The sequence below is a fragment of the Ferruginibacter sp. SUN106 genome, from assembly GCF_050611765.1.
Classification (GTDB): Bacteria; Bacteroidota; Bacteroidia; order Chitinophagales; family Chitinophagaceae; genus Ferruginibacter.
The window spans coordinates 877048-899037 of sequence record NZ_JBODJC010000001.1 but is presented as its reverse complement, the minus strand read 5'-3'; the positions used below and the strand labels follow the sequence as shown (position 1 = coordinate 899037).

Below are 21990 nucleotides of genomic sequence, written 5' to 3'. Positions count from 1 at the left end.
TTTAAAAGCATAATGGCCCTGCACTTATTAAATTTGTTCCTTTATAAAATCAGGATAAATAATCAAAAGTTTTATTTTAACAATGTTGTTTTAGTGTAACTGCAACTTGTTTTTATACTACTGAAAATTTCAGGCTTGTAATTATTTTCCTGTTCTACCATATAGTGTTGTACACCAGCTAATTTTGCATTGGCAAATATGGTTTTAAAATCCACAGTACCGTTACCTACTTCTGTGTTTTTAGTTTTATCTGCCTTATCCATATCTTTTACGTGCCAGAAAGGGAAACGGCCGGGGTGCTTCTTAAACAATTCCACAGGATCGTATCCTGCCCTTACCACCCAATACAGATCCATTTCCATTTTTACCAAATCCTTATCGGTGTTGTTTAAAAAGATATCATATCCATGTTCTCCGTTGATATCAATAAATTCAAAATCATGATTATGATAGGCTAACTGAAGGCCGGCTTGCTTGCATATTTCAGCAGCTTTATTAATTCTATCTGCCAATGCTTTGTATTGGTCGATAGTTTTCCTTTTTTCTTCTTTTAAATAAGGGATGATGATATATTTATTCCCCAAGGTATGCCCTACTTCACAAAAATTTTTTACATCGTCGCCGTTGCCATTATCAAACAGAAATTTTTCTGGTGCATAATGGCCGCTTGGAGTTTTTAAGTTGTTGTCTTTTAAAACCCGGGCCAGTTCTTTTACTGTAAGGCCATAAAATTTATTATCAGCAGAAAGCCCATACATCTCTACTTCGTTATAGCCGGCAGCTGCAACTTTTTGCAATACCCCTTTAGGGTCTTTTACAATTTCATCTCTTACTGAGTAAAGTTGAATGCCTACTGTTTTTTGTTTCTTCAACAAGTCTGATGGATTCATCATTAACCCTGCCGTTAATAAGCCGGATTGTTTTATAAAGGTTCTTCTTGTGTTCATACAGCAACAATATGATTTAGTTAAAAACTAAAGTTAGGGAAAATAAAAAAGCCGTCCTTAAAAAAGACGGCTTTACCAATATATTTACATTTGTTAGATTCTAAAGTGAGCGAATGCTTTGTTAGCTTCTGCCATACGATGTGTATCTTCTTTCTTTTTAAATGAAGCCCCTTCACCTTTGCTTGCTGCTACAATTTCATTAGCTAATTTATCAGCCATGCTACGACCGTTCCTGTCGCGGCTGTACTTTACCATCCATTTAATGCTTAAAGAAATCTTTCTGTCGGCACGAACCTCAGCAGGAATCTGGAAAGTAGCACCACCAATACGGCGGCTTCTAACTTCCACACCCGGAGTGATGTTAGCTAAAGCTTTCTTCCAAACTTCATAACCGTTTTCGCCGGTTTGTTTAGCTACTTTATCCAAAGCATCATAAAAAATAATATAAGCACCACTTTTTTTACCTGCCCACATTAAGTTATTTACAAAACGTGTTACCAGTTTATCGTTAAATTTCGGATCTGGTGCTAAGGGTATCTTTTTCGGTTGTGATTTACGCATTGTTTAATTTTGATTTTAGGCTGAATTTCTTCAAGTATTAAAACTTTACTCAACCGTTTTTAAAATATTTATTTTCCTGTTACCCTTTAGGGGTTGAGGGATTATTTTTTAGCTTTTTCTTTTTTAGTACCGTATTTACTGCGGCTTTGCTTACGGTCTTTTACACCGGCAGTATCCAGGCTACCACGTACGATATGATAACGTACACCTGGTAAATCTTTTACCCTTCCACCACGGATCAATACAATACTGTGCTCCTGCAAATTGTGTCCTTCACCCGGTATATAGGCAATAACCTCAATTTTATTGGTTAAACGAACCTTAGCTACTTTACGTAAAGCTGAGTTTGGTTTTTTAGGAGTTGTGGTATATACTCTTGTACATACTCCACGGCGCTGAGGACAGCTATCTAAAGCCCTTGACTTGCTTTTAGCTTTGATAATTTGTCTTCCTTTTCTTACTAACTGTTGAATTGTAGGCATTATAATGCTTTTATTTTTCGGACGGCAAAGGTAGGGGAAAATTTTAGATTTTAGATTTTAGATGTAAGATTTTTTTGCAGCCTTAATAAAAAGGTGGTTTTTAAGCCAATTATGAGGCTTTTTCTGTGGAAAACCAGCAAATGTACCCAATGGATCCGGCCTTTTTAAAAGCCTTCACTATTCGCTGACTCCCAAATCTAAAATCGGCAATCTAAAATCTTAAATCTTGTACATCCATCCATGGTTATCAACTTCAACCCCTGCTTTTATCGCATCCATTCTTCTTTTTACTTCAGGGGCAGCTTTCCATTGCTCCACATCAAAGATCATTTCAAAATCTTTGTAATTCAGGGCTTTTATCATGGAAATAGTAGCTGCAGTACCTGTTCCAAACACTTCCTTTAAAGTGCCTTGCTTATAGGCTTCTGTAATTTCATCTATACTGATGGCTCTTTCTTCAACCGTATAGCCCATTTCTTTTAAAAGAACGATGGCGCTATCCCTTGTTACACCGGCCAGAATTGTACCTTCTTTTAAATCTGGTGTAACAGCAGTGTTGCCAATAATGAAGAATACATTCATAACACCGCATTCCTGTACATATTTATGCTCCAGTGCATCCATCCATAATACCTGGTCAAATCCTTTTGCTCTTGCCTGTGCTGTAGCATACATAGCGCCGGCATAGTTACCAGCTGCTTTGGCAAAGCCTACACCGCCGGGCACTGCACGTACATAATGCTCTTCCACATTAATACGCATAGGGGCTGCATAATAAGGGCCTGTAGGGCTTAAAATGATCAGGAACTTGTATTTTTCGCTTGGCCTTACCCCTATCATTTCGTCGCTGCTGAACATAAAGGGACGAATGTATAAAGAATGATCTTTCTGACCCGGGATCCAGCTTTTATCAATATCTATCAGCATACGCATACCTTCCATAAATATTTCTTCCGGTACCTGGGGCATGGCCATTCTTTCTGCAGAAGTGTTAAAACGTTTAAAGTTATCATAAGGCCGAAAAATAAAAGCTTCTCCGGCATCGTTTTTATACGCTTTTATGCCTTCAAAAATAGCCTGTCCGTAATGCAGGGCTGCTAAAGATGGTGCCAGCAATAAAGGCTGATAAGGCTTGATCTCAGCATTCTTCCACTTCCCGTCTTCATAATCCACTTCCAGCATATGATCAGTAAAATATTTGCCAAAAGGAATATTTTCAAGATTGATGTCTTTTAATTTACTGGTTTCTGCTCTTGTAACATTTATATCCGCAGCTGCTGTCATATTCATTAATTTTACAGCAAAGAAACAAAAAAAACAGCGTATAAAGCAGGCTTTTATGAGTTTAGATAATATTCAACTACCGGCAATTGTTTTACAGGATCTGTTCAAAAATTCATTGGTAGACATAGATGGAGGCATTGTAAAAAAGCCTGTTGAAAAAACAACCGGCATTGCATTCCTGGGCAGTAATCAAAAACAGGTAACCATTATTGCAGATGATACCACCACTATTTACCTGCCCGATGAAGAATTGAATTTTCTGATGGGCATTTTAAATGCCTGTAAACTTTCTATGGCCGATGTGGCATTGGTAAATATTGCAAAAACCGGCGCTGTTACTTACAGTAAAATTCAGGAGGAATTGAGTGCTGAGACTATATTACTCTTTGGTGTAGCCCCTTCGCAACTGCAATTACCACTGCAATTTCCTCCTTATCAAATTCAGAAATTCAACAACCAGGTTTACCTGGCTGCCCCTGCACTCACCGCTATTGCAGCAGATAAAGGCGAGAAAACGAAATTGTGGAATTGCCTGAAACAAATTTTCTCTATTGGCTGATCTAAATCTAATAATTTAATGGACACACTCATATTTGCTACCAATAACCAAAATAAAGTTGATGAAATACGGTTGGTATTAGGCAACCGGTTTAATATAATCACTTTAAAAGAGGCCGGGATAGATATTGATATTCCTGAACCCCATGATACCCTGGAGGCTAATGCGACAGAGAAATCAGGGGTTATTCACCGGCTGACTCAAAAAAACTGTTTTAGCGAAGATACCGGGCTTGAAGCAGAGGCCTTAAACGGCGAACCGGGAGTAAAAAGTGCCCGCTATGCGGGGGAAGGCAGATCTTTTGAAAACAATATTGAAAAATTGTTGCAAAACCTTGCCGGCAAAAGCAACCGGAATGCCCGTTTTAAAACCATTATCTCCCTCATTCTGAATGATAAGGAATATTTTTTTGAAGGTATCTGCCCGGGTGTAATAATTGCGGAAAAAAGGGGACGCAACGGTTTTGGGTACGATCCCGTCTTTATCCCCGACGGGAGCAGTAAGACCTTTGCAGAAATGACGATGGAAGAAAAATCTGTATTCAGCCATAGAAAGAAAGCTATGGAAAAACTGGTCGGATTTCTGAACTCCCGTTAAAGCCCAGCACCTGAAAAGGCCAGAATTATTAAACAAACCAACCTATTTAAAAATTGAATACCGAAAGCAACCTAAATGTGTCTGATGCCGACTTAATAAATGGATGTTTAAACAAGGATAGAAAGATGCAGGAAATGCTCTATCATCGTTTTTCATCTAAAATGTATGCAGTTTGCCTGAGGTATTGTAAGGATGCTGAAGATGCCCAGGATCTTTTACAGGATGGATTTGTAAAAATATTTAAGAACCTGGACAAGTTTCGTGGAGATGGTTCGTTTGAGGGTTGGATACGCCGGATATTTGTAAATACTTCTATTGAACATTTCAGAAAATCACTAAAGAGTTTCTCTGTAACTGAAACGCAGGAAATACTACTTGAAGACCCCTCCTGGAATGCACTTGATAACCTTGCTGAGAAAGACATAATAAAAATGATTCAGGAGCTTAGCCCCGGGTACAGGCAGGTATTTAACATGTATGTGATTGAAGGCTATTCACATAAAGACATCGGGGATATTTTAGGCATAAGTGAAGGCACCAGTAAATCCCAGTTAGCAAGGGCCAAAGGGATACTAAAAAAAATGGTAGAAGATAAACTGGAGCAAAGCAGGCAGGAACTTAATTAAAATAAAACGAAACAAACCTAATCTCAATTAAAGTATCATGGCTTCTAATTGGTTACATAAAATACTCAGTCACGAAGTTGCTCCGCCGGAGCAGGCCTGGGTAAATATAACCAATGAGCTGGATAATGAAAATGAACCGATCAGCGGGGACCTGAAAACCAAAATGCTTGCACACGAGGCTACACCACCAATTGGCGCATTAACTAATATTTTCAATGCGCTGGATAAAGAAGATAACCAATCTGCGCCTGCATACATCGAAAGAATTAAAAACCACACAGAACCTGCCCCTGTTGCAGCATGGAGCAATATTATTGCTGAGCTGGATAAAGAAGAAGCCAAAATAGTACCGCTGCATTCTGCAAGCAGAAAGCTAAGGAGTATATATTTACGAGTTGCCGCTGCAGCCGCAGTTGTTGCTATTATACTGTGGGCTATTTTACCACTTGCTAAAAAAACGCAGCCAGTCGATGAACCTGTTGCAACCGGAAGTCTTAAAAATGCCACTGAACAAACTGCACAAACAAACTCAACCACCAATAATACTATTGCTGATACCCAAAAAATTACTCCTGTAAAAGCAGGTATTGCAAATAATCAGCCCAAAGAAATCAATATTCAAAAAGGGGTTAATAATCTGCAGGATTATATACAAGGCAACCAGGTTGCTGACCTGGCACAAGTGCCGTCCGGCAGCAGTAAAGAAAAATTGCAAAACAGCAAAGGCGAAATACCAATGGACATTGCTTTGATGAATACACCTAACACTTATATCAGCATAACCGGCGCCGATGGGCAAACTGTAAAGGTATCCTCTAAATTTTCTAACCTTATTGGTTACCTGGTGGAGGGCAATCCTGATACGCAGGAAAATATTGACGTTATCATTGAAGAGAGTGCCATTTGGAGGAAAACATTTGCAGAATGGCGTGATAAAATGACCTACAATACTGTTGCGCTATCCTTTTCAAACTTTATGGATATTATTGAACTGAGTAAAATCCTGGAAGAGAAAAATAAATAACATTGCCCGTTTCAAAATTCAGTACCCAAAGCAGCGCTTCACAAAAAATGTGAGGCTTTGTTTTTTAAAGGAAATATTATCTTTAATTAAAAATGGCCAGGATAAAATTAGAGATGCCGGAAAATACCATCGCTGTCATTACCATTCCTGTAAGGATAACCGACATTAATTACGGCAATCACCTGGGTAATGATGCTTTTGTGGCCATCATTCATGAAGCCAGGATGCAATGGCTGTACAGGCATGGTTATACCGAATTAAATATTGAAGGCACAGGATTAATATTGGCCGATTTAGTGGTGGAGTTTAAGAACGAATCTTTTTATGGTGACATTATTGAAGTAAGCATTTCCGTTGGAGAAATATCAAAAGTAAGTTTTGAATTGTTTTATAAATTGTCTACAACCAGAGATGAAAAAAATATCTTGCTGGCTCAGGCTAAAACGGGAATGGTATGTTATGATTATGCAATTAGAAAAGTGGCTAGTATTCCGGAGAAGCTGAAAAGTATCTTGTAAAAATAAATTATCCGTGATCATTCCATATCCTCCAACTTTCTTCCGCCTGTATCACCAGCATATCATAACCATTTTTAGTAGCCGCTCCCTGCGCCGCTCCTTTTTGCAGAAATAAAGTTTTGTTGGGATTATAAACAAGGTCGTATAAAAAATGACCGGCTGTTAAATGTTCGTAAGGAATAGCAGCACATTCATCAACATTTGGAAAAGTACCTAATGGTGTGGTATTAATTATAAGGAGGTGCTCTTTAATTATTTTTTCATCAAGATCTGTATAGGTTAAATCAGAGCCTTCATGTAATTTTCTGCTCACTACTTTAAAAGCAATATTCAATTTGCTGAGTACAAATTTTACAGCTTCAGCTGCACCACCATTACCCAATATTAAAGCATGGGTATGATAATTTTTTAACTGTGGTAAAAGTGATCTTTCAAAACCGATGATATCTGTATTGTACCCGGATAATTTTCCATCTGCAATCTTAATACAATTACAAGCACTTAAAGTTGCCGGGAGATTTGATCTGTCATCAAGATAAGCCAATACCGATTGCTTGTGCGGTATGGTGATATTAAACCCTTTAAGCCCGGGGTTTTGAGCCAGCATCTGCTTAAGCTCTTCAATAGATTGAAGCGGAAATATTTCGTAGCTGCAGCCTTCAATCCCTTCGCTAACAAATTTTTCGGTAAAATATTTTTTTGAAAAAGAATGGCCTAAAGGAAACCCTATGATACCATATATTTTCATCAGGATTCTTTTGAATCTAAATACAAATGGAAAGTATCGCCACGTAAACCAATACGCATGGTTTCTAAAGGTATTACTTCGTTAGGAGCAATATTACCCAGGTTTACATTACAGCCTATCAATTCCAGGAAGTATAATTGTTGTGCTTTTTGCGGTGCTTCCCAAAGAATTTTCCCTTCGGGTATCTGGGTAAGAATTTCCTGTACCAACCCTTCTCTTACTTCGCCGGTACCACGGTAAATACCTACATTACCTGCTTCTCTTGCTTCGGCTATTACATAGGTAGAGCCTGCTTCCAATTCAGCCCTCATTAATTCAATCCATTTATAGGGAGGAATGATATGCGCAGCATCTTTGCTACCTACTTCACTCAATACAGTAAAATGTTTAGTAAGTTTTTCAATATAACCGCATTTTTCAGCATGTGGTATTGTAATAGAACCATCGCTAACTTCTACGTAAGCCACTCCGAATTCTTTACAAACCTCTATATAATCGTCAAACTGGTTCCTGATCAAAAAGGCTTCAAACAGCGTACCACCAAAGTAAACCGGTATATCATAAGAACGATATACTTCCAGTTTCTCTTTTAAATTAGGTGTTACATAAGAAGTACCAAATCCAAGCTTTACCACATCCACATGCGGATGCGAAACACTCATAAAGTTCTTTGCTTCTTCAATACTTAAACCCTTGTCCATCACCATTGTAATACCATGATCACGGGGTTTCTTATTTCTATCGGGAATTTGAGAAAGATTAAAATTCATGCCTGCTGTTTTTTAAGTGGTGCAAATGTAAAAACAAATAAGCAATAGGCAATGGAAATGGTAATAAAGCCCTTACAATAAGCAGTTTGGGATAAATGTTTTGGGCAGCAGAAAGCAAATTTTATTACTACCGGGCTGCAAAAGGTTAATGAGATCTTTTTTTCTTAAACCTGGCCAGTACATCCACTACTTGCTGGCTTTGTAAAATAGAAGGATTGAGTTCAATTATTTTTTTTATCAGCTTGGGGCTTCTTTGCATGCCATTTTCCAGTTGCAGCAGGGCTTCCTTTGATTTACCCATTGCAAAAAGGATAGCGCTTTTATAGAAAATAAAGATCGTTTTTCCATCTGTCTGATCATATGCAAATCCGGCATACTCCAGCGCTTCCTCTAAAAGGCCTGCCTTGTAAAGACATTTTAGCAATTCAGTCCACCCGTTTAAATTTTTAGGCCTGACTCTTACCACGTTGCCAAAATAGGTAATGGCATCATCCAGCTTACCCATTTCCATAAAACATTGCCCTAAAGCAAGGTTATATTCAGGTTGTAAGCGATGTGCACGTAAGGCAATTTCCAGGTTTTTTACTGCACTGCTCCAGTTACTTTCATTCATGTAAGTGCAGGCTATTTTATAGTGCAGCTGGCTATCATTATGATTTAAATGTGCCGCTTTTTTATAATTAAACCGTGCCTGCGCAAAATTGCCCATCTTGTCGTAACAATGTCCTATAGCTTCATAGATCACATCTTCGGGCCTTGCCAGTTCCAACACTTTTTCTAATACTTCAATTGCTTCTTTATACTTTCTCAGGCGCAAAAAAGCGTCCCCCATATTGCGCCATGCATAATCAAATTTATCATCAATAGCTACAGCATAGTGATACGCATCAATCGCTTTTTCATACAGCTTTAAACCCTGGTAAGCAGCGGCAAGGTTAAACCATGCCAGTTCATTAAATGGAAACTCTTCTATTATTCTTTGATGCAGCCTGATGCCTTCTTCATTTCTGCCGGTAAAATCCGTCCAGAAACAAATTTTATAGAGTGCTTCTTCATTATTAGGCTCCTGTTCCAAGATCATTTTCAGGCAGTCAAAAACTTTTTCAAAATTTTCATAGTCATCATATACATCGGCTAATTCAAATAGCAGATCTATTTTTTCTTCGCCATCAAAATCATCTATTACCGCTTCCAGAACTGCAGCCGCTTTTTCCTGCTGGTCTAAGGCAAGGTAAGCGTCTGTTTTCAGAATATACAGGTCGGTGTCTTTTCCGTCAAGCAATTCTGCCTGGTCCAGGATGTACAATGCTTCCTTATAATGGCGTAACGCTATTAACAGGTCTGCTTTTCTTAAAAGTAATGTGGAAGAATAAGGATACTGGCTAACGGCATATTCAGAAACCTCCAATGCCTGCGATAGTTGTTCCTTTTCGTCAAAATGGTCAATCAACCTTTCAAACGAGTCCTCCTCTATAAAGGAGTTAGGTTTTCCTGATTTAAGGTTATCGTATTGCTGCAATAACTCTTTTAACTCATCTCTGTCCTGACGGTAAGGATATTTGCTCATACGGTATAAGTTATTGTAAATTACCCCCTTTTAAATAACTATACAAGTTTTTGTAACTTTTTTTTCCGTAAAACGTTAAAGAAATGACAAAAGAATGTATGAATGGTATACAAATACCCGATATTTTTTAATATATTTGTAACATAAATTATCACCAATGATAAAATTATCAAAATTAACACTTGCAGTTGTTGTGCTTTTAGGGCCGGCACTAAGTGCTTTGGCTGATAGAGGCATATCGAAAAAAAGTAAAGCAAAAGTTACTTTAAACATCAGTACCCCTACTACTTTAAGAAATTCCGTTTCTCTCAACCTGAGATCAGGTTTAAGATATACAGGAAGTATTTTAATTAACCAGCGGACTCTAAATAATTCAATGATAAGTAATACACTTGTTTCATACCAAAAAGGAAATACTGTTTACATTATTCCTTACAAACAAAAAGTGGTGATGCCGGATATCAAAGCAAATGGCGCCACAGGGATGAAACTGATGATAAAAACTAAATCTCATTAAAAATAAAAACCTCTTTCACCAAGAGGTTTTTTTATGTTTGTTTCTTTAGCTGCTTACTATTGTCCTCCTTTTCTCATCTGCTGATTTTCATCATAAGTCATTACCCTGTAACCCGATTTAGGAATATCAAATTTAGAAGCCGCAACAGGTTCGAAATTTATTTTAGATAGTGTAAGCGTATACTTATAGTTTGCCGAACCGGATTCATATTGCATTGCTAACCCCGGTAAGTTTTTAAAAGTAGCATCATACTCTTTATTAGTAACCACCACATCAGGTGAATAATACACCGTAAAGGTTTTACCATTGGGCATTTTAGCAATTGCTTTTTTACAGGTATACCCTGCTATGATCTTTGTTTCGTCGGTGATGTCGAATTTTATATCATTGTAAGCTTTATTTTTTTCGGCCCAATTATCCTTAGTTAAAGTGATCATCAGTTTCTGGCTGCTGTATTCTTTTAAAATAACTGCATTACCGGTCTTGGTATCATGAATGGTAGATTCCTTTCCTATTGAACTCACCATGTCTGAACGGCTTTGTGCGCCTTTAAGATATACAGTAACCGTTCCCCCATCCAATGCATCAGCCATCCGGGGTTCTTTATTCGCCGACTGAATAACGATATCATACATGATCGTTCCTTCAGAAATTGTTTTTTGAGCAAATGAAAAAACAGACAATCCCAGTGATAAAACCAGTAATCCTGCCCTTTGTATTTTTTTCATTTTATAAGTTTTAATAAAGATAACAAAATCCCGTGCCAAAGAAATTGCAGCTGTAAATAAAAAGACCTGCAACCGTGTAAATAGGTTGCAGGCCAATGCTTTTAACTTAACTTTCTATTTTCTACCGTTCTTATTTTTCTGTTCCTGCATTTTCTTCTGGCTTTCCTGCATTGCCGCAATCCGTTCCTGCAGCTTGCTTTGCTTCACCGGTTTTTTACGGTTTTCAGATATCTGGGCCAGTATCTTATCATGATCAATGATATATTTTTGGATAATGATCTGAAGAAGTAATGTAATGGTATTGGAAACCGTATAATACCAGGTTAATGCCGAAGGCAATTTATTAAATACCCCCAGTAACAAAACCGGGAAGATATAAGGCATATACTTCATTACAGGATTGGTGTTATCCTGCATATTGCTCATACTGTAAATAGAGATCAGTAAACTGGTAAGGGTGGCCGTAATGGTAAATAAGCTAACATGATCGCCATAAAGTGAACTGATAACAGGAATATTGCCAAAATTAAGAATGGAGTCATATGCTGCAAGGTCTTTTGACCATAAGAAACTTTGCCCACGCAGCGCAATATTACTTTGAAAGAAATAATACAGCGACATAAAGATGGGTATCTGGAGGAGCGCCGGTAAACATCCCCCCAAAGGGCTTACGCCTGCCGACTTCCACAGTTTCATCTGCTCCATACTAAATGCCTGCTGATCCATAGTACCGCTCTTATCAGTAAATTTCAATTTTAAGGCATCTACTTCCGGTTTTAACAGTTTCATTTTAGCACCGCTTAAATAGCTCTTATAAAGTATCGGCGAAGTGATAAGGCGTATCAGCAAAGTAAGTAAAAGAATAACGATACCATAGCTGGCCACGTGGCTCCTGATGAAATCCCAGACAGGTAAAAGAAAATGGCGGTTAATATATTTTACAAATGAAAAGGGCCCGCTACCATAAGTTACAATCTGGTGCATATCATTATTGTACTTATCCAGGATATTATAATCGTTAGGCCCATAATACAATTGCAAAGGAATAATGCCATTGGATGGCACGTTAATCCTGCATTGTGCAGAGCTTTGCGCAATGATCTTTAATGAATCAGCCGGTGTTACCCATCTTAATTCAGCATTTTCAAATTTATTTTTAGCCAGTAAGGTAGCTACAAAAAACTGCGGATTAACAGCCAGCCAGCTTACCTGCTTATCCAGTTTTTCATCTCCACCGCTACCTAATTGATGAAAGTCGTACTTACCATTTTCAAGATAACATAAATGCGTCTGTGTTTTTTCGTAAGTAATGGTTTTTTCAACCTGTGGCATTTCTGTTTGCCATAGCAGGTTCATACTATTTTGTGTTACCATGTCTGCACCATTCATGGTAATATTAAAATCAAGCATGTAGCCGTCTTTGTGAGGTGCCGGCAAAGTAAATTCATGTACCAGTAAATCTTTGCTGCCGGCAGAGTCCTTAATACTATACATTATAGTTTGAGAACTGTCGGCATTCATTTTAACGGCACCTTTTACAAAAAGGATATCAGAAGTTTCCTTAGCCCCTCCCGCATTTATTTTATAAGAGAGCTTATTAAAATTGCCCGACTGCAGGTAAAGTGGTTTGCCATCAAAGGTTTTAAAAGTTTTTAATTCTACTGTTTTAGGCTGTGCTCCTTTATTGGTAAAAGTTACTCTTAAAACATCGTTTTCGATTGTAGTCAGTTGCTCGGTAGTTGCTGTTTGATAAGTTTGAGGCAATTGCTTTTGAGCATTCTGTAAAGAGTCCAGTTTTCTTGCTTCCAGTTTTGTTGCGGTTGTATCACTCTTGGCTTTAATAGCTGCAAGAGAATCTCTTGTCTTATTTTGTTGTGCTACCAGTGCTTGCTGAGCCTGGCTGCTTTTGCTATTAATATAAAACATCCCTATTAATAAGGCACCAATTAATACAAACCCAATGACCGTGTTCCTGTCCATTCCCATTGTAAAATAATTTAAGAGCGCAAAGGTAGGGAAACTTACGGGTTAAGCCCCTTAAGATATTAGCCCCTTTTTTACAAAAAAGCCCCTGCTTTTGGCAGGGGCTATATTCATCAAAAAGTTGGGTTTTATTTTTTGGCAGCGGCAGCAGGTGCAGCAGCTTTTGCGGCAGGTGCAGCAGCAGCGGCCTTTGGTGCTGTAGCTTCTTCCTGTTTCAACTGACGTGTCATTGTTACTGAAGCAATAGGAATACGTGGAGAGTTTAAAACTTCGATATTTTCCAGTTTCACATCTTCTACCCTTACGTTTTCGTTAAGTTCCAGTTTAGTAAGGTCTACTTCAATAAATTCTCTTAGGTATTTAGGTAAAGTTTTTACTTTAAAAGATTTCATTTTAGTAACTAATTTACCACCCGCTTTAACACCTGCAGGTGTACCGGTAAATTTTAAAGGTAAAGTAGCAATTACTTTTTTGTCGTCTACCAGTTCTAAAAGATCAACATGCGTAAGCAGGTCGGTAACTTTGTTAAATTGCAGGTCTTTTAAAATACAACGGTAAGTAGCACCGTCAATTTTAACTTCTGTCAACATAAATTCTGAGGTGTACACAATGTCTTTAAAAGCAGTAGCCGGAGCAGAGAAGTTGATCTCTTTTTTACCACCATAAATTACAGCTGGCACCAGTTGCTGAGAGCGAAGTTGGCGGGTGGCTTTTTTTCCGCTTTCGGTCCTCAGTTGTCCTTCGATTGTAATTGATTTCATTATTATGATTTTTTTGTGAGGCGCAAAGGTAATAAAAAGTTATAAGCTTTAAGTGATAAGTTTGAAGTTATTCATTTATTACCTAAAACCTATTACTTATCACTTTTTATTTGCCATCCTGCTACGCATAAAAAGGCTGTTAATGCTCTTATTTTCAAAGGCATTACGTATAGTTACTGCAAATAATTCATCAGTAGATAGTACTTTAATTTTGCTGCTTTCACCTCTTAACGGAATAGTATCACAAACAACGAGTTCTTCCAATACGCTATTTTCTATGTTCTGGTAGGCATTGCCGCTCAAAACCGGGTGGGTGATAAGTGCTCTTACGCTGTTAGCGCCCTTTTCTTTCATTAATGCAGCACTTTTTACCAGGGTACCACCGGTATCACATAAATCATCCACCAGCACCACATCTTTACCTGCAACATCTCCAATTACCACCATGCTGGCAATTTCATTGGCTCTTTTCCTGTGTTTATCGCAGATCACCATTTCGCACTCAAAGTAAGAAGCAATTTCACGAATACGATTAGCGCTACCCACATCGGGTGCGGCAAAAGTGAGGTTTGCCAGGTTAAGCTTCTCGATGTAAGGAATAAATATAGCGGATGCTTCCAGGTGATCCACAGGTATGTCAAAATACCCCTGAATTTGTGGCGCATGTAAATCCATGGTGATCACCCTGTCGGCACCTGCAGCGGTGAGCATATTAGCTACCAATTTTGAACCGATGGCAACCCTGGGGCGGTCTTTTCGGTCTTGTCTAGCTAAACCATAATATGGTATTACAGCAATTACTTTATACGCCGATGCTCTTTTTGCAGCATCAATCATCAGCAGCAGTTCCATCAGGTTATCAGAAGGTGCATAAGTGCTTTGAATTAAAAACACAAATTTGCCACGGATACTTTCCTGGAACTCTACATAAATTTCACCATCACTGAAGCGCTGGATATTTACTTTACCCAGTGGTTCGCCAAATTTCTGTGCAATTTTTTCGGCTAAGTACTGAGAGCCTGTTCCGGAGAAAATCTTTGCTGTTGGTTCCATATAGTTGTTTGAGATAATAAAAATAAGATGCCGCAAAAGTATCGTTTAGTTTACACGAATAATATTTGAAGTCATGGAAAATTTCAACAAGCCATCCACATCTATCAAAAACTGGAGTATAGATGACAGGCCAAGAGAAAAAATGCTGGCCAAAGGAGGTGATGCATTAAGCAATTCGGAATTACTTGCTATCCTGATCAATAATGGCAGTAAAGATAAATCTGCAGTTGTTCTGGCCAAAGAGATATTAAAACTGGGCCGTGATAACCTGAGCGAACTGGGAAAGCTTTCCCTTAAAGATTTGCAACAGGTAAAAGGCATCGGCGTTGCAAAGGCAATAACTATAGCAGCTGCTTTAGAATTAGGGAGAAGAAGGCAGGCGGCTGCTACATTGGAAAAATCAACCATACAAAGCAGTAAAGACATTGCCGAGTATTTAAAGGTGGTGCTTAAAGATTTTTCTTACGAAGTTTTTGCGGTATTATTTTTAAACCGTGCCAATAAGATCAATCATTTTGAGATCATCAGCCGTGGTGGTATTACAGGCACTGTTGCCGACCCCAGGATTATTTTAAAAAAAGCACTAGATGAAGATGCTACTTCTATTGTGTTAAGCCATAACCACCCGTCTGGTAGCTTAAAACCCAGCCGGGCTGATGAAGAACTTACCAGGAAAATTGCAGCAGCCGCTAAATACTTCGACATAAAATTAATTGACCACATTATAGTAAGTGAGGAAGGGTATTACAGTTTTGCGGATAATGGGATGATTTAGTTCTTAGTTTTTAGTCGTTTAGTTTTAAAAACATTTATCAGTATAATTTATGGCTACAATTCAAGATTTTAAAGAATTAAAAATCTGGCAGAAATCAATAGTATTATGCCAGAAAATTTTTGAGTTGATAAGACCCGACAGGCAAATTTGCCAAACACTTTGGCTTAACTGACCAGGTAAATCGTATTTGCGTGGCCAAAAATTTAAATACCGGCACAACAAAAAATAACGGTAAGATCCAGGCTGCTCAACCAAGAACTAAAAACTAAATAACCTGCATTTTATGCCTGCGCTGTTGGCCCTCCAAAATTAAACGGTATTTCCACTGCTTCCATATCCTGTATAGTGCCATTAGCAGTTTCAAATTTCTTAATGTTTTCAATCATTGCCTTCATAAAACGTTTGGCATGAAAGGGAGTTAGTATAATACGGCTTTTTACCTTGCTCTTAGGTGTACCCGGCATTACATTTACAAAGTCAATAACAAACTCTGCATGGCTGTGGGTAATAATGGCCAGGTTGGCATATTCACCTTCGGATACTTCTTCTGATATTTCTATATTAAGTTGATTGGGTTGTTCGGTATTTGTCATGATATATTTTTTACAAAGATAAAAACAAAGAGCCCCTAAACGGGGCTCTTTGCAAATAAAAGAATTTTTATTTTAAATATTATCTAGGACCTAAGTAAGTCCATTTTTCGTCGAAATAAGTACGAATGTTAGGTGAAGCGGTAATAACGCTTGGTTGAACTAACCAGTGCTTGATAAGGATATCTTTATTACCCTGTGCAGCATTGGCTCCGGTTGGGTCTAATACAGCCCTACGGGTATTACTTGCAGCATAAAGTGGCGCTCCCGTACCCGATGATGGAGTTCCTCCTGCTGTAGCAGCTTTGGAAGGGTCACCGTAATAGTTATGCAGGTCACTGATAGTATTGTTTGATGGGTTAAATGAAATCACCAAACCGTAGCTTCCGTAATAAGTACCTGAACCAGCATTTAAGAAAAGATACCCTGGATAACCAGTATTTAAGTCAACATTTACTACATCGCAGGTAGTTGCACCTACTGTAACCAATGCATATTCCTGGTCACCATAGTAAGTAAAGGCTGTATTTGATACATCGTTGAAAGTTCCGTGCATTTCGTAAAGGCCATCCCAGTTATTTTTAGCACCCACTTCAACTACAACAGCTTTAGCAGTAGCAATTTTACCACCAGCATCAGCAGTAGTAATAGTGAAGCCTAATGCATATAAAGCACTTGGGTTCAATAAAGTTGCATTAGGAACATTGATGTAAATCTGTTTTGCAAATTCACCTGGTTTAAAAACTACAGTGAAAGTACCACCTTGTCCACCAACTTTTGTAACACCGTTAGAAAGTGTAAGGGTATACAAAGATGTAGGGAACTGAATATAAGCAGGATTAGCCGCTCTTACCGCCGCAGTATCATCTTTAATGGTAACTGTCATAGTTTGATTAAGAGCAGCAGCTGTAGGTACTTCCCTTCTGATATCAATAACACCTTTGGTTAAAGTAGTAGGAGTAGCCACAAAATCAACCGGATCTTTAATTATATTATAAGGAGTAGCACCTTGTAAAATTGTAACAAGATTTTGTCCTGCATCACCTAATGGGGCAGTTGTTTCTACTTTATCGCAGGCAGAAAACAACATCGCTGCTAAACCCAAAGCGGCAAATTGTTTTGTAATTTGTAAATATTTCATTTTGGTATATGTTTTAGTTTTTTAATAAATTATAACATGAAACCCGGGGGTTAAATACCGGGTTTCATGAAAAGTATTATTGATCCCACCATATTTTAGATTCTGGTTGATCCGCTGCAGGCACCAACTTTGCTACTGCTGCATTTACATTCGCTGCGTTCAAACTGTATTCAGAGAAAGTTGAAGCAGTTGCAGGAGTGTATATATACCTTCTTGGAATAGTGGTATGAGCAGCATTTAAAGGATCTGGAGCATTGGTTAAAACAGGATAGCCTGTTCTTCTCCAAACGTTCCATCCAGCTCTGCCGTTAGGGAAACCAGCAAGAAATGCCTGTTCAGCAACTTTCTTGATATCGTTGGTACCATCTAAAACAACACCAGATTGAGTAAAGTAAGATGCAGGAGGTAATGCTAAGCCCCATTGAGCAAAAGAAGCATTTACACCAGCTACTAACATGGCTGTTTTATTTTCGCTTGTCCAACCTCTTACAGCAGCTTCTGCACGTGCCACATATAACTGAGATGCAGTTAACATGTAAACAGGGCTTGTTTCTAACCTTTGGTTATCGGCCATTAAATGAGACCAACCCACGTTATTTTTGATCCAGTCATTGATACTGGCTTCTTTTAAACCAAAAGGAACCGGTTTAGCTGAAGTACCAAATGCTGCATGCCTGTTATCACCTAAATTAGCCAACATAGCATAAATGGTAGTGCTTTCGCCATTATCACGTGCACCATCATAATCGCTCCAGTATGGATTTTTGAATGAACCACCAGGGAAAACTAATTTAATGTTGTCTGTATTATTGTCAATTACGCCATCAGCCAAAGCAGCTTTAAATTCAGTAGCTGCATAATCAGTAGCTCCAGGATATCTCTTGGTTAACTGAATAGCCATCATAGCCCTTAAAGAGTTAGCAAATTTTATCCATTTGTTAACGTCTCCGCCATTGAGGATATCACCTTTTAAACCGCCTGTATTTGCAAATTGTGCTTTAGCAGCTTTTAATTCTTTAATCATTCCTTTGTAAATATCTTCCTGTTTGTCGTAAGCAGGAGTTTTACTTGCGAATGCCTGAGAATAAGGAATATCACCTAATGCATCAGTTAAGTGCCAGTAAACGTACTGTGTAAGTACTCTTGCGGCAGCTACTTCATCAGGATTGTTATTCTTATCGATGATGGTCTTTAGGTTTAACAAAGTACCACTGTAAGTTCCAAAACCAAAGTAAGTAGTGGTAACATCATAGATACCTTCACTTGGGTATTGAGTTTCTGAACTGTATTGTATCCAGGCACTTGCCGCACCGTCTTTTGCCCAACCAGAGATACCAGACTCAACGTTGGTAAGAATGGCATAAGTAGCAGGAGTGGTAATAGCCGTTGGATTGGTGTTGGTATCACCAAAGTCTTTTATTTTATTACAACTTACCAAAGTTGTAAGCCCCATTGAAAAAAGAGCAATTTTTATATGAGTATTTTTCATTTTACTTTTATTTAAAGGGTCTAAAAATTAGAATCCAAGTTTTAGGTTAACACCAAATCCACGTAAGCCCGGGAACTGTCCACCTTCACCACTCTGACCAGAAATTTCTGACGGATCAAAATCTTTAGTTTTAGCATAGATCAAAACAGCATTGCTTGCTACAACTGAGAAGTTAGCTTTTCTGATCCATTTGCCCATTCCTAATTTGCTTACAGGAATATTATAGCCAACAGAAACCTCACGTAATTTAACATAGGTTAAATCGAAGATATCATTATCAAATGTGTTGTTGCTACCATTCAGGTAATCCCTTGCATTTACATAATAATCAACTGGTTTAAGTGTGGTTGCGTCAACACCAAATACATGGATACCACCACCGTCTGCAACTGGATCCCTTACTGGAATTCCTTTGTCGTTAAGACCTGCAGATTTTGCTAATACACCTGTGCTGTTACCCCATTTGGTAGAAGTAGAATAGAATTTACCACCTTTCTGGAAATCCACGTTTGCATTTACAGTGAAGTTACCAAACACAGTGAATGAGTTTTGGAAACCACCGGTAAAGTCTGGTAATACACTACCGAAGTTAGCGTTGTTATCATAAACATAAGTACCGTTAGTATTCAATAAAGCATTACCGCTGGCATCTCTTTTAATACCATGACCGTAAAGCTGACCCCATTGCTGACCTTCAGTAGCACGTAATGTAGGACCAAATGTTGCAGTTTCAACTGTAATAGAAGGAGCTGCAGCACCTGCATTTTTCCATACAGACTGAGGCTGACCATCTATATCCACCACTGTGTTATCAATTGTTTTAGCATAAGTGGCGTTAATTTCCCATTTAATGTTTTTAGACCAAACTGGTTTAACATTGAAAGTAAGATCAAGACCTTTAAAGTCGATTTCACCTGCATTAGTCAACAAAGTTGGATAACCATAAGCCTGGCTAAATACAACGTTAGTCGGGAAGTCTTTACTGATTCTTTCAGTATAAGTAACTGAGAAACCAACTCTATTTTTCAGGAAGCTGAAATCAGCACCTGCAGTTTTTTCAGTTGCAACAGCACCATGAATGTTTGGATCGATACCTGCATTGCTTACACCTTGTATAAAGTTACCATTCCATTGTACAGCACCCTGGTTGTATAAAGATCCTGGGTATTGATAAATACCAATACTTGTAGGAATCTCACCCCAAGAAGCTCTTAATTTAGCAAGAGATAACCATGAAGCCTGGCCTTTTAACAGGTCGCTGGCAACAAATGATAAACCGAATGCTTTAGAAAGGATGTCGTTGTTACCAGCTGGTAATGTAGAGAACCAGTCATTACGTACAGTAACATCAGCATTGATGAATTTTCTGAAACCAAAGTTTGCAGAAAGGAAAATTGCATTATCTTTTTGTTTTTGACGAACATCCGTAGAACTGATAGTTCCTTTAGAGTTACCTAAAGTATACAGGTTAGGAGTATTAAATCCGTCAGAAGTAGAACCTGAGTTAGAGTGCCTGTTAAAGCTATGGATATCCAAACCGGCAGTTGCACCTATGTTGAAGTCCTTGATAATTTTTGAGTACATACCAGTCAATTCGATATGCTCATCGTGTTGGGTATTAGTAGTACTTGCGTAACCACCTTTAGTAAATCCAAAAGCAGCCTGAGATGCAAATTTCATATCAGTTAAATCGCTGCTCACTTTTAATTCGTTGAAAGAAACTAATTCGTTGATCCTGTAAGTACCTCTTACTTTAAGGTCTTTGCTTACTTTATAAGTTAAAGATGCATCACCTAATACTTTAGTAAAATTGTTCAATTGCTGAACCTGGTCGTAGGCAGTGTAGAAATTCTGCCAGTAGTAAGGGCCGTAGAAATCTTTAGGATTAGCTGCATTATATGCATCAGGGCCATTATGGTTCCAGCTAGCCTGGATACCACCCGGAGTTTTAAGATCTTTTAATTCTTTTACAATGCTCATATCCAGGTCACGGTGAAACCATTGGTTAAATGAACCCGAAGATTGGTTAGCATAAGCATCATTAAAGTCACCATTTGATTTTTGGTTGATCACGTTAATGTTGAAACCAGCAGTTAAACGATTGCTTAAATCTACAGAAGTAGCAGTAGTAAACTGGTTTCTTTTTAACCATGTAGTAGGTACTAAACCTTTTACATCTACATTAGTATAGCTTATCTTAACATTTGAATTATCGTTAGCTTTAGTAAAAGAAATAGTGTTAAATTTCTTAAACTGAGTTTCGTAATAATCACGGGCATTACTTGGCTGAGGAGTCAGTGATGCTGTTTTGAAAGATCTTTCATGACCACCATACCATGCATACCAAGGAATATATTCCTGGCCTACCATACGTGGACCCCAGCTAACATCTTCAGAATAATCAGGATAGTATTTACCATCTAATGCTTTCCATTCAATTGGTTGGCCTGCTTTCCAGGTATATTTTTTCATATCCTGAAAATCACCACCTGCATAAGAGTTCTGATAATTAGGTAAAATATAAACATTGTCAAATCTAACACCAAGGTTAACATCAATTCCTATGCTGTTAGATGCGCCTTTCTTAGCTTTTTTAGAAGTTACTACCATTGCACCATTTTGTCCATCAGGACCGAAAAGAGCAGCAGCAGCAGGACCAAGTAACAAAGAAACGTCTTCAACGTCATCTGTGTTAATATCATCAGCAGAAACCCTTGTTCCGTCCAAAACGTACAACAAACCAGAGTTACCACCTAATGAAGTTGCACCGTGCAAACGGATTGCACCAGTGCTGCTTAATTTTGCACCAGACTGACCACGTAACTGAATACCAGAAACTTTACCAGCCAACGCTTCGTTGATATTGGTGTTACGGATTGTATTCAATTGTTCTGAAGTAACCACCTGTGTATTGGAACTGGTAGTTTTTAAGCTACGTTTAACTCCATAAGCACTTGAAACCACCACCTCTTTTAATTCTGAATTTGGTTCAAGTACGGTGTTAAGGTAAGCAGATGTTCCTACAGGTACATCGGTTGCTTTATAACCTGAACCTGAAATAACAAGAACGTCTCCGTCTTTTACTTTGATAGTATAAGCGCCACTTGCATCTGCAGAAAGACCAACTTGTGATCCTTTAACCTTAACAGAAGCAAAAGGTACCGGGTTACCATCCTTGTCGGTAACCTTACCGGACACCACCCGGTTTTGGGCAAATGCAAACACCCCACAGAGCATCAGCATTGTGAACAGTGATAAAAATCTTCTCAT

22 protein-coding genes are annotated in these 21990 nt (G+C 38.3%); 7 read left to right on the top strand and 15 right to left on the bottom strand.

Annotation, left to right across the window (positions count from 1 at the left end):
- Nucleotides 1-71 precede the first annotated feature (71 nt).
- From ACQ334_RS03715 to ACQ334_RS03700, 4 genes are all read right to left on the bottom strand, one after another.
- A complete protein-coding gene (locus ACQ334_RS03715) occupies nucleotides 72-947 on the bottom strand; it encodes a sugar phosphate isomerase/epimerase family protein (protein ID WP_430986823.1) in 876 nt (291 codons plus the stop codon).
- 93 nt (nucleotides 948-1040) lie between these two features.
- Nucleotides 1041-1508 (bottom strand): 30S ribosomal protein S7, encoded by a 468-nt coding sequence (rpsG, locus tag ACQ334_RS03710; RefSeq protein WP_430986822.1) that lies wholly within the window; start codon nucleotides 1506-1508, stop codon nucleotides 1041-1043.
- A gap of 101 nt (nucleotides 1509-1609) precedes the next feature.
- Complete coding sequence (rpsL, locus tag ACQ334_RS03705) at nucleotides 1610-1990, bottom strand: 30S ribosomal protein S12 (protein ID WP_430986821.1); 381 nt, start codon at nucleotides 1988-1990, stop codon at nucleotides 1610-1612.
- Between the two features lie 219 nt (nucleotides 1991-2209).
- A complete protein-coding gene (locus tag ACQ334_RS03700) occupies nucleotides 2210-3274 on the bottom strand; it encodes a branched-chain amino acid aminotransferase (protein WP_430986820.1) in 1065 nt (354 codons plus the stop codon).
- A gap of 55 nt (nucleotides 3275-3329) precedes the next feature.
- Between ACQ334_RS03700 and ACQ334_RS03695 the strand changes: the two genes are divergently transcribed.
- From ACQ334_RS03695 to ACQ334_RS03675, 5 genes are all read left to right on the top strand, one after another.
- Nucleotides 3330-3833: a hypothetical protein gene (locus ACQ334_RS03695; protein ID WP_430986819.1), complete on the top strand. Its 504-nt coding sequence runs from the start codon at nucleotides 3330-3332 to the stop codon at nucleotides 3831-3833.
- A gap of 18 nt (nucleotides 3834-3851) precedes the next feature.
- Nucleotides 3852-4430, top strand: coding sequence for an RdgB/HAM1 family non-canonical purine NTP pyrophosphatase (gene rdgB / locus ACQ334_RS03690; protein ID WP_430986818.1), 579 nt, complete (start codon nucleotides 3852-3854; stop codon nucleotides 4428-4430).
- Nucleotides 4431-4483: 53 nt separating this feature from the next.
- The gene (locus ACQ334_RS03685; RefSeq protein WP_430986817.1) at nucleotides 4484-5056 is read left to right on the top strand and encodes an RNA polymerase sigma factor; all 573 of its coding nucleotides are present in this window, start codon (nucleotides 4484-4486) and stop codon (nucleotides 5054-5056) included.
- A gap of 37 nt (nucleotides 5057-5093) precedes the next feature.
- Nucleotides 5094-6080: a hypothetical protein gene (locus ACQ334_RS03680; RefSeq protein WP_430986816.1), complete on the top strand. Its 987-nt coding sequence runs from the start codon at nucleotides 5094-5096 to the stop codon at nucleotides 6078-6080.
- Nucleotides 6081-6172: 92 nt separating this feature from the next.
- Nucleotides 6173-6598: an acyl-CoA thioesterase gene (locus tag ACQ334_RS03675; protein WP_430986815.1), complete on the top strand. Its 426-nt coding sequence runs from the start codon at nucleotides 6173-6175 to the stop codon at nucleotides 6596-6598.
- Nucleotides 6599-6605: 7 nt separating this feature from the next.
- Here ACQ334_RS03675 and ACQ334_RS03670 read toward each other — a convergent pair whose 3' ends face one another.
- The 3 genes from ACQ334_RS03670 to ACQ334_RS03660 all read right to left on the bottom strand — a co-directional run bounded on the left by ACQ334_RS03670 (nucleotide 6606) and on the right by ACQ334_RS03660 (nucleotide 9683).
- Nucleotides 6606-7346 (bottom strand): shikimate dehydrogenase family protein, encoded by a 741-nt coding sequence (locus tag ACQ334_RS03670; RefSeq protein ID WP_430986814.1) that lies wholly within the window; start codon nucleotides 7344-7346, stop codon nucleotides 6606-6608.
- Complete coding sequence (locus ACQ334_RS03665) at nucleotides 7346-8116, bottom strand: phosphosulfolactate synthase (protein ID WP_430986813.1); 771 nt, start codon at nucleotides 8114-8116, stop codon at nucleotides 7346-7348. Before ACQ334_RS03665 ends, ACQ334_RS03670 begins: the two co-directional genes overlap by 1 nt.
- A 145-nt stretch (nucleotides 8117-8261) precedes the next feature.
- Nucleotides 8262-9683, bottom strand: coding sequence for a tetratricopeptide repeat protein (locus ACQ334_RS03660; RefSeq protein WP_430986812.1), 1422 nt, complete (start codon nucleotides 9681-9683; stop codon nucleotides 8262-8264).
- A 157-nt stretch (nucleotides 9684-9840) separates the two neighbouring features.
- Between ACQ334_RS03660 and ACQ334_RS03655 the strand changes: the two genes are divergently transcribed.
- Nucleotides 9841-10200: a hypothetical protein gene (locus ACQ334_RS03655; RefSeq protein WP_430986811.1), complete on the top strand. Its 360-nt coding sequence runs from the start codon at nucleotides 9841-9843 to the stop codon at nucleotides 10198-10200.
- 56 nt (nucleotides 10201-10256) lie between these two features.
- On the opposite strand, the gene ACQ334_RS03650 is transcribed toward ACQ334_RS03655, so the two are convergent.
- The 4 genes from ACQ334_RS03650 to ACQ334_RS03635 all read right to left on the bottom strand — a co-directional run bounded on the left by ACQ334_RS03650 (nucleotide 10257) and on the right by ACQ334_RS03635 (nucleotide 14725).
- Nucleotides 10257-10928, bottom strand: coding sequence for a GLPGLI family protein (locus ACQ334_RS03650; RefSeq protein ID WP_430986810.1), 672 nt, complete (start codon nucleotides 10926-10928; stop codon nucleotides 10257-10259).
- Nucleotides 10929-11042: 114 nt separating this feature from the next.
- Nucleotides 11043-12908: a membrane protein insertase YidC gene (gene yidC, locus ACQ334_RS03645; protein ID WP_430986809.1), complete on the bottom strand. Its 1866-nt coding sequence runs from the start codon at nucleotides 12906-12908 to the stop codon at nucleotides 11043-11045.
- 131 nt (nucleotides 12909-13039) lie between these two features.
- Nucleotides 13040-13672, bottom strand: coding sequence for a 50S ribosomal protein L25 (locus ACQ334_RS03640; RefSeq protein WP_430986808.1), 633 nt, complete (start codon nucleotides 13670-13672; stop codon nucleotides 13040-13042).
- Nucleotides 13673-13771: 99 nt separating this feature from the next.
- Nucleotides 13772-14725 (bottom strand): ribose-phosphate pyrophosphokinase, encoded by a 954-nt coding sequence (locus ACQ334_RS03635; protein WP_430986807.1) that lies wholly within the window; start codon nucleotides 14723-14725, stop codon nucleotides 13772-13774.
- A 73-nt stretch (nucleotides 14726-14798) separates the two neighbouring features.
- On the opposite strand from ACQ334_RS03635, the gene radC reads away from it, so the two are divergent.
- Nucleotides 14799-15500 carry a RadC family protein gene (gene radC, locus ACQ334_RS03630; protein ID WP_430986806.1) on the top strand — a complete coding sequence of 234 codons (702 nt, stop codon included), beginning with the start codon at nucleotides 14799-14801 and terminating at the stop codon, nucleotides 15498-15500.
- Between the two features lie 281 nt (nucleotides 15501-15781).
- Here the strand turns inward: radC and ACQ334_RS03625 are convergent, their stop codons facing one another.
- The 4 genes from ACQ334_RS03625 to ACQ334_RS03610 all read right to left on the bottom strand — a co-directional run bounded on the left by ACQ334_RS03625 (nucleotide 15782) and on the right by ACQ334_RS03610 (nucleotide 21990).
- Complete coding sequence (locus ACQ334_RS03625) at nucleotides 15782-16093, bottom strand: DUF3467 domain-containing protein (RefSeq protein WP_430986805.1); 312 nt, start codon at nucleotides 16091-16093, stop codon at nucleotides 15782-15784.
- A 79-nt stretch (nucleotides 16094-16172) separates the two neighbouring features.
- Entirely contained in the window at nucleotides 16173-17231 is a 1059-nt protein-coding gene (locus tag ACQ334_RS03620) for a hypothetical protein (protein WP_430986804.1), read from the bottom strand.
- Nucleotides 17232-17307: 76 nt separating this feature from the next.
- A complete protein-coding gene (locus ACQ334_RS03615; RefSeq protein WP_430986803.1) occupies nucleotides 17308-18720 on the bottom strand; it encodes a SusD/RagB family nutrient-binding outer membrane lipoprotein in 1413 nt (470 codons plus the stop codon).
- A gap of 27 nt (nucleotides 18721-18747) precedes the next feature.
- A complete protein-coding gene (locus ACQ334_RS03610) occupies nucleotides 18748-21990 on the bottom strand; it encodes a SusC/RagA family TonB-linked outer membrane protein (RefSeq protein ID WP_430986802.1) in 3243 nt (1080 codons plus the stop codon).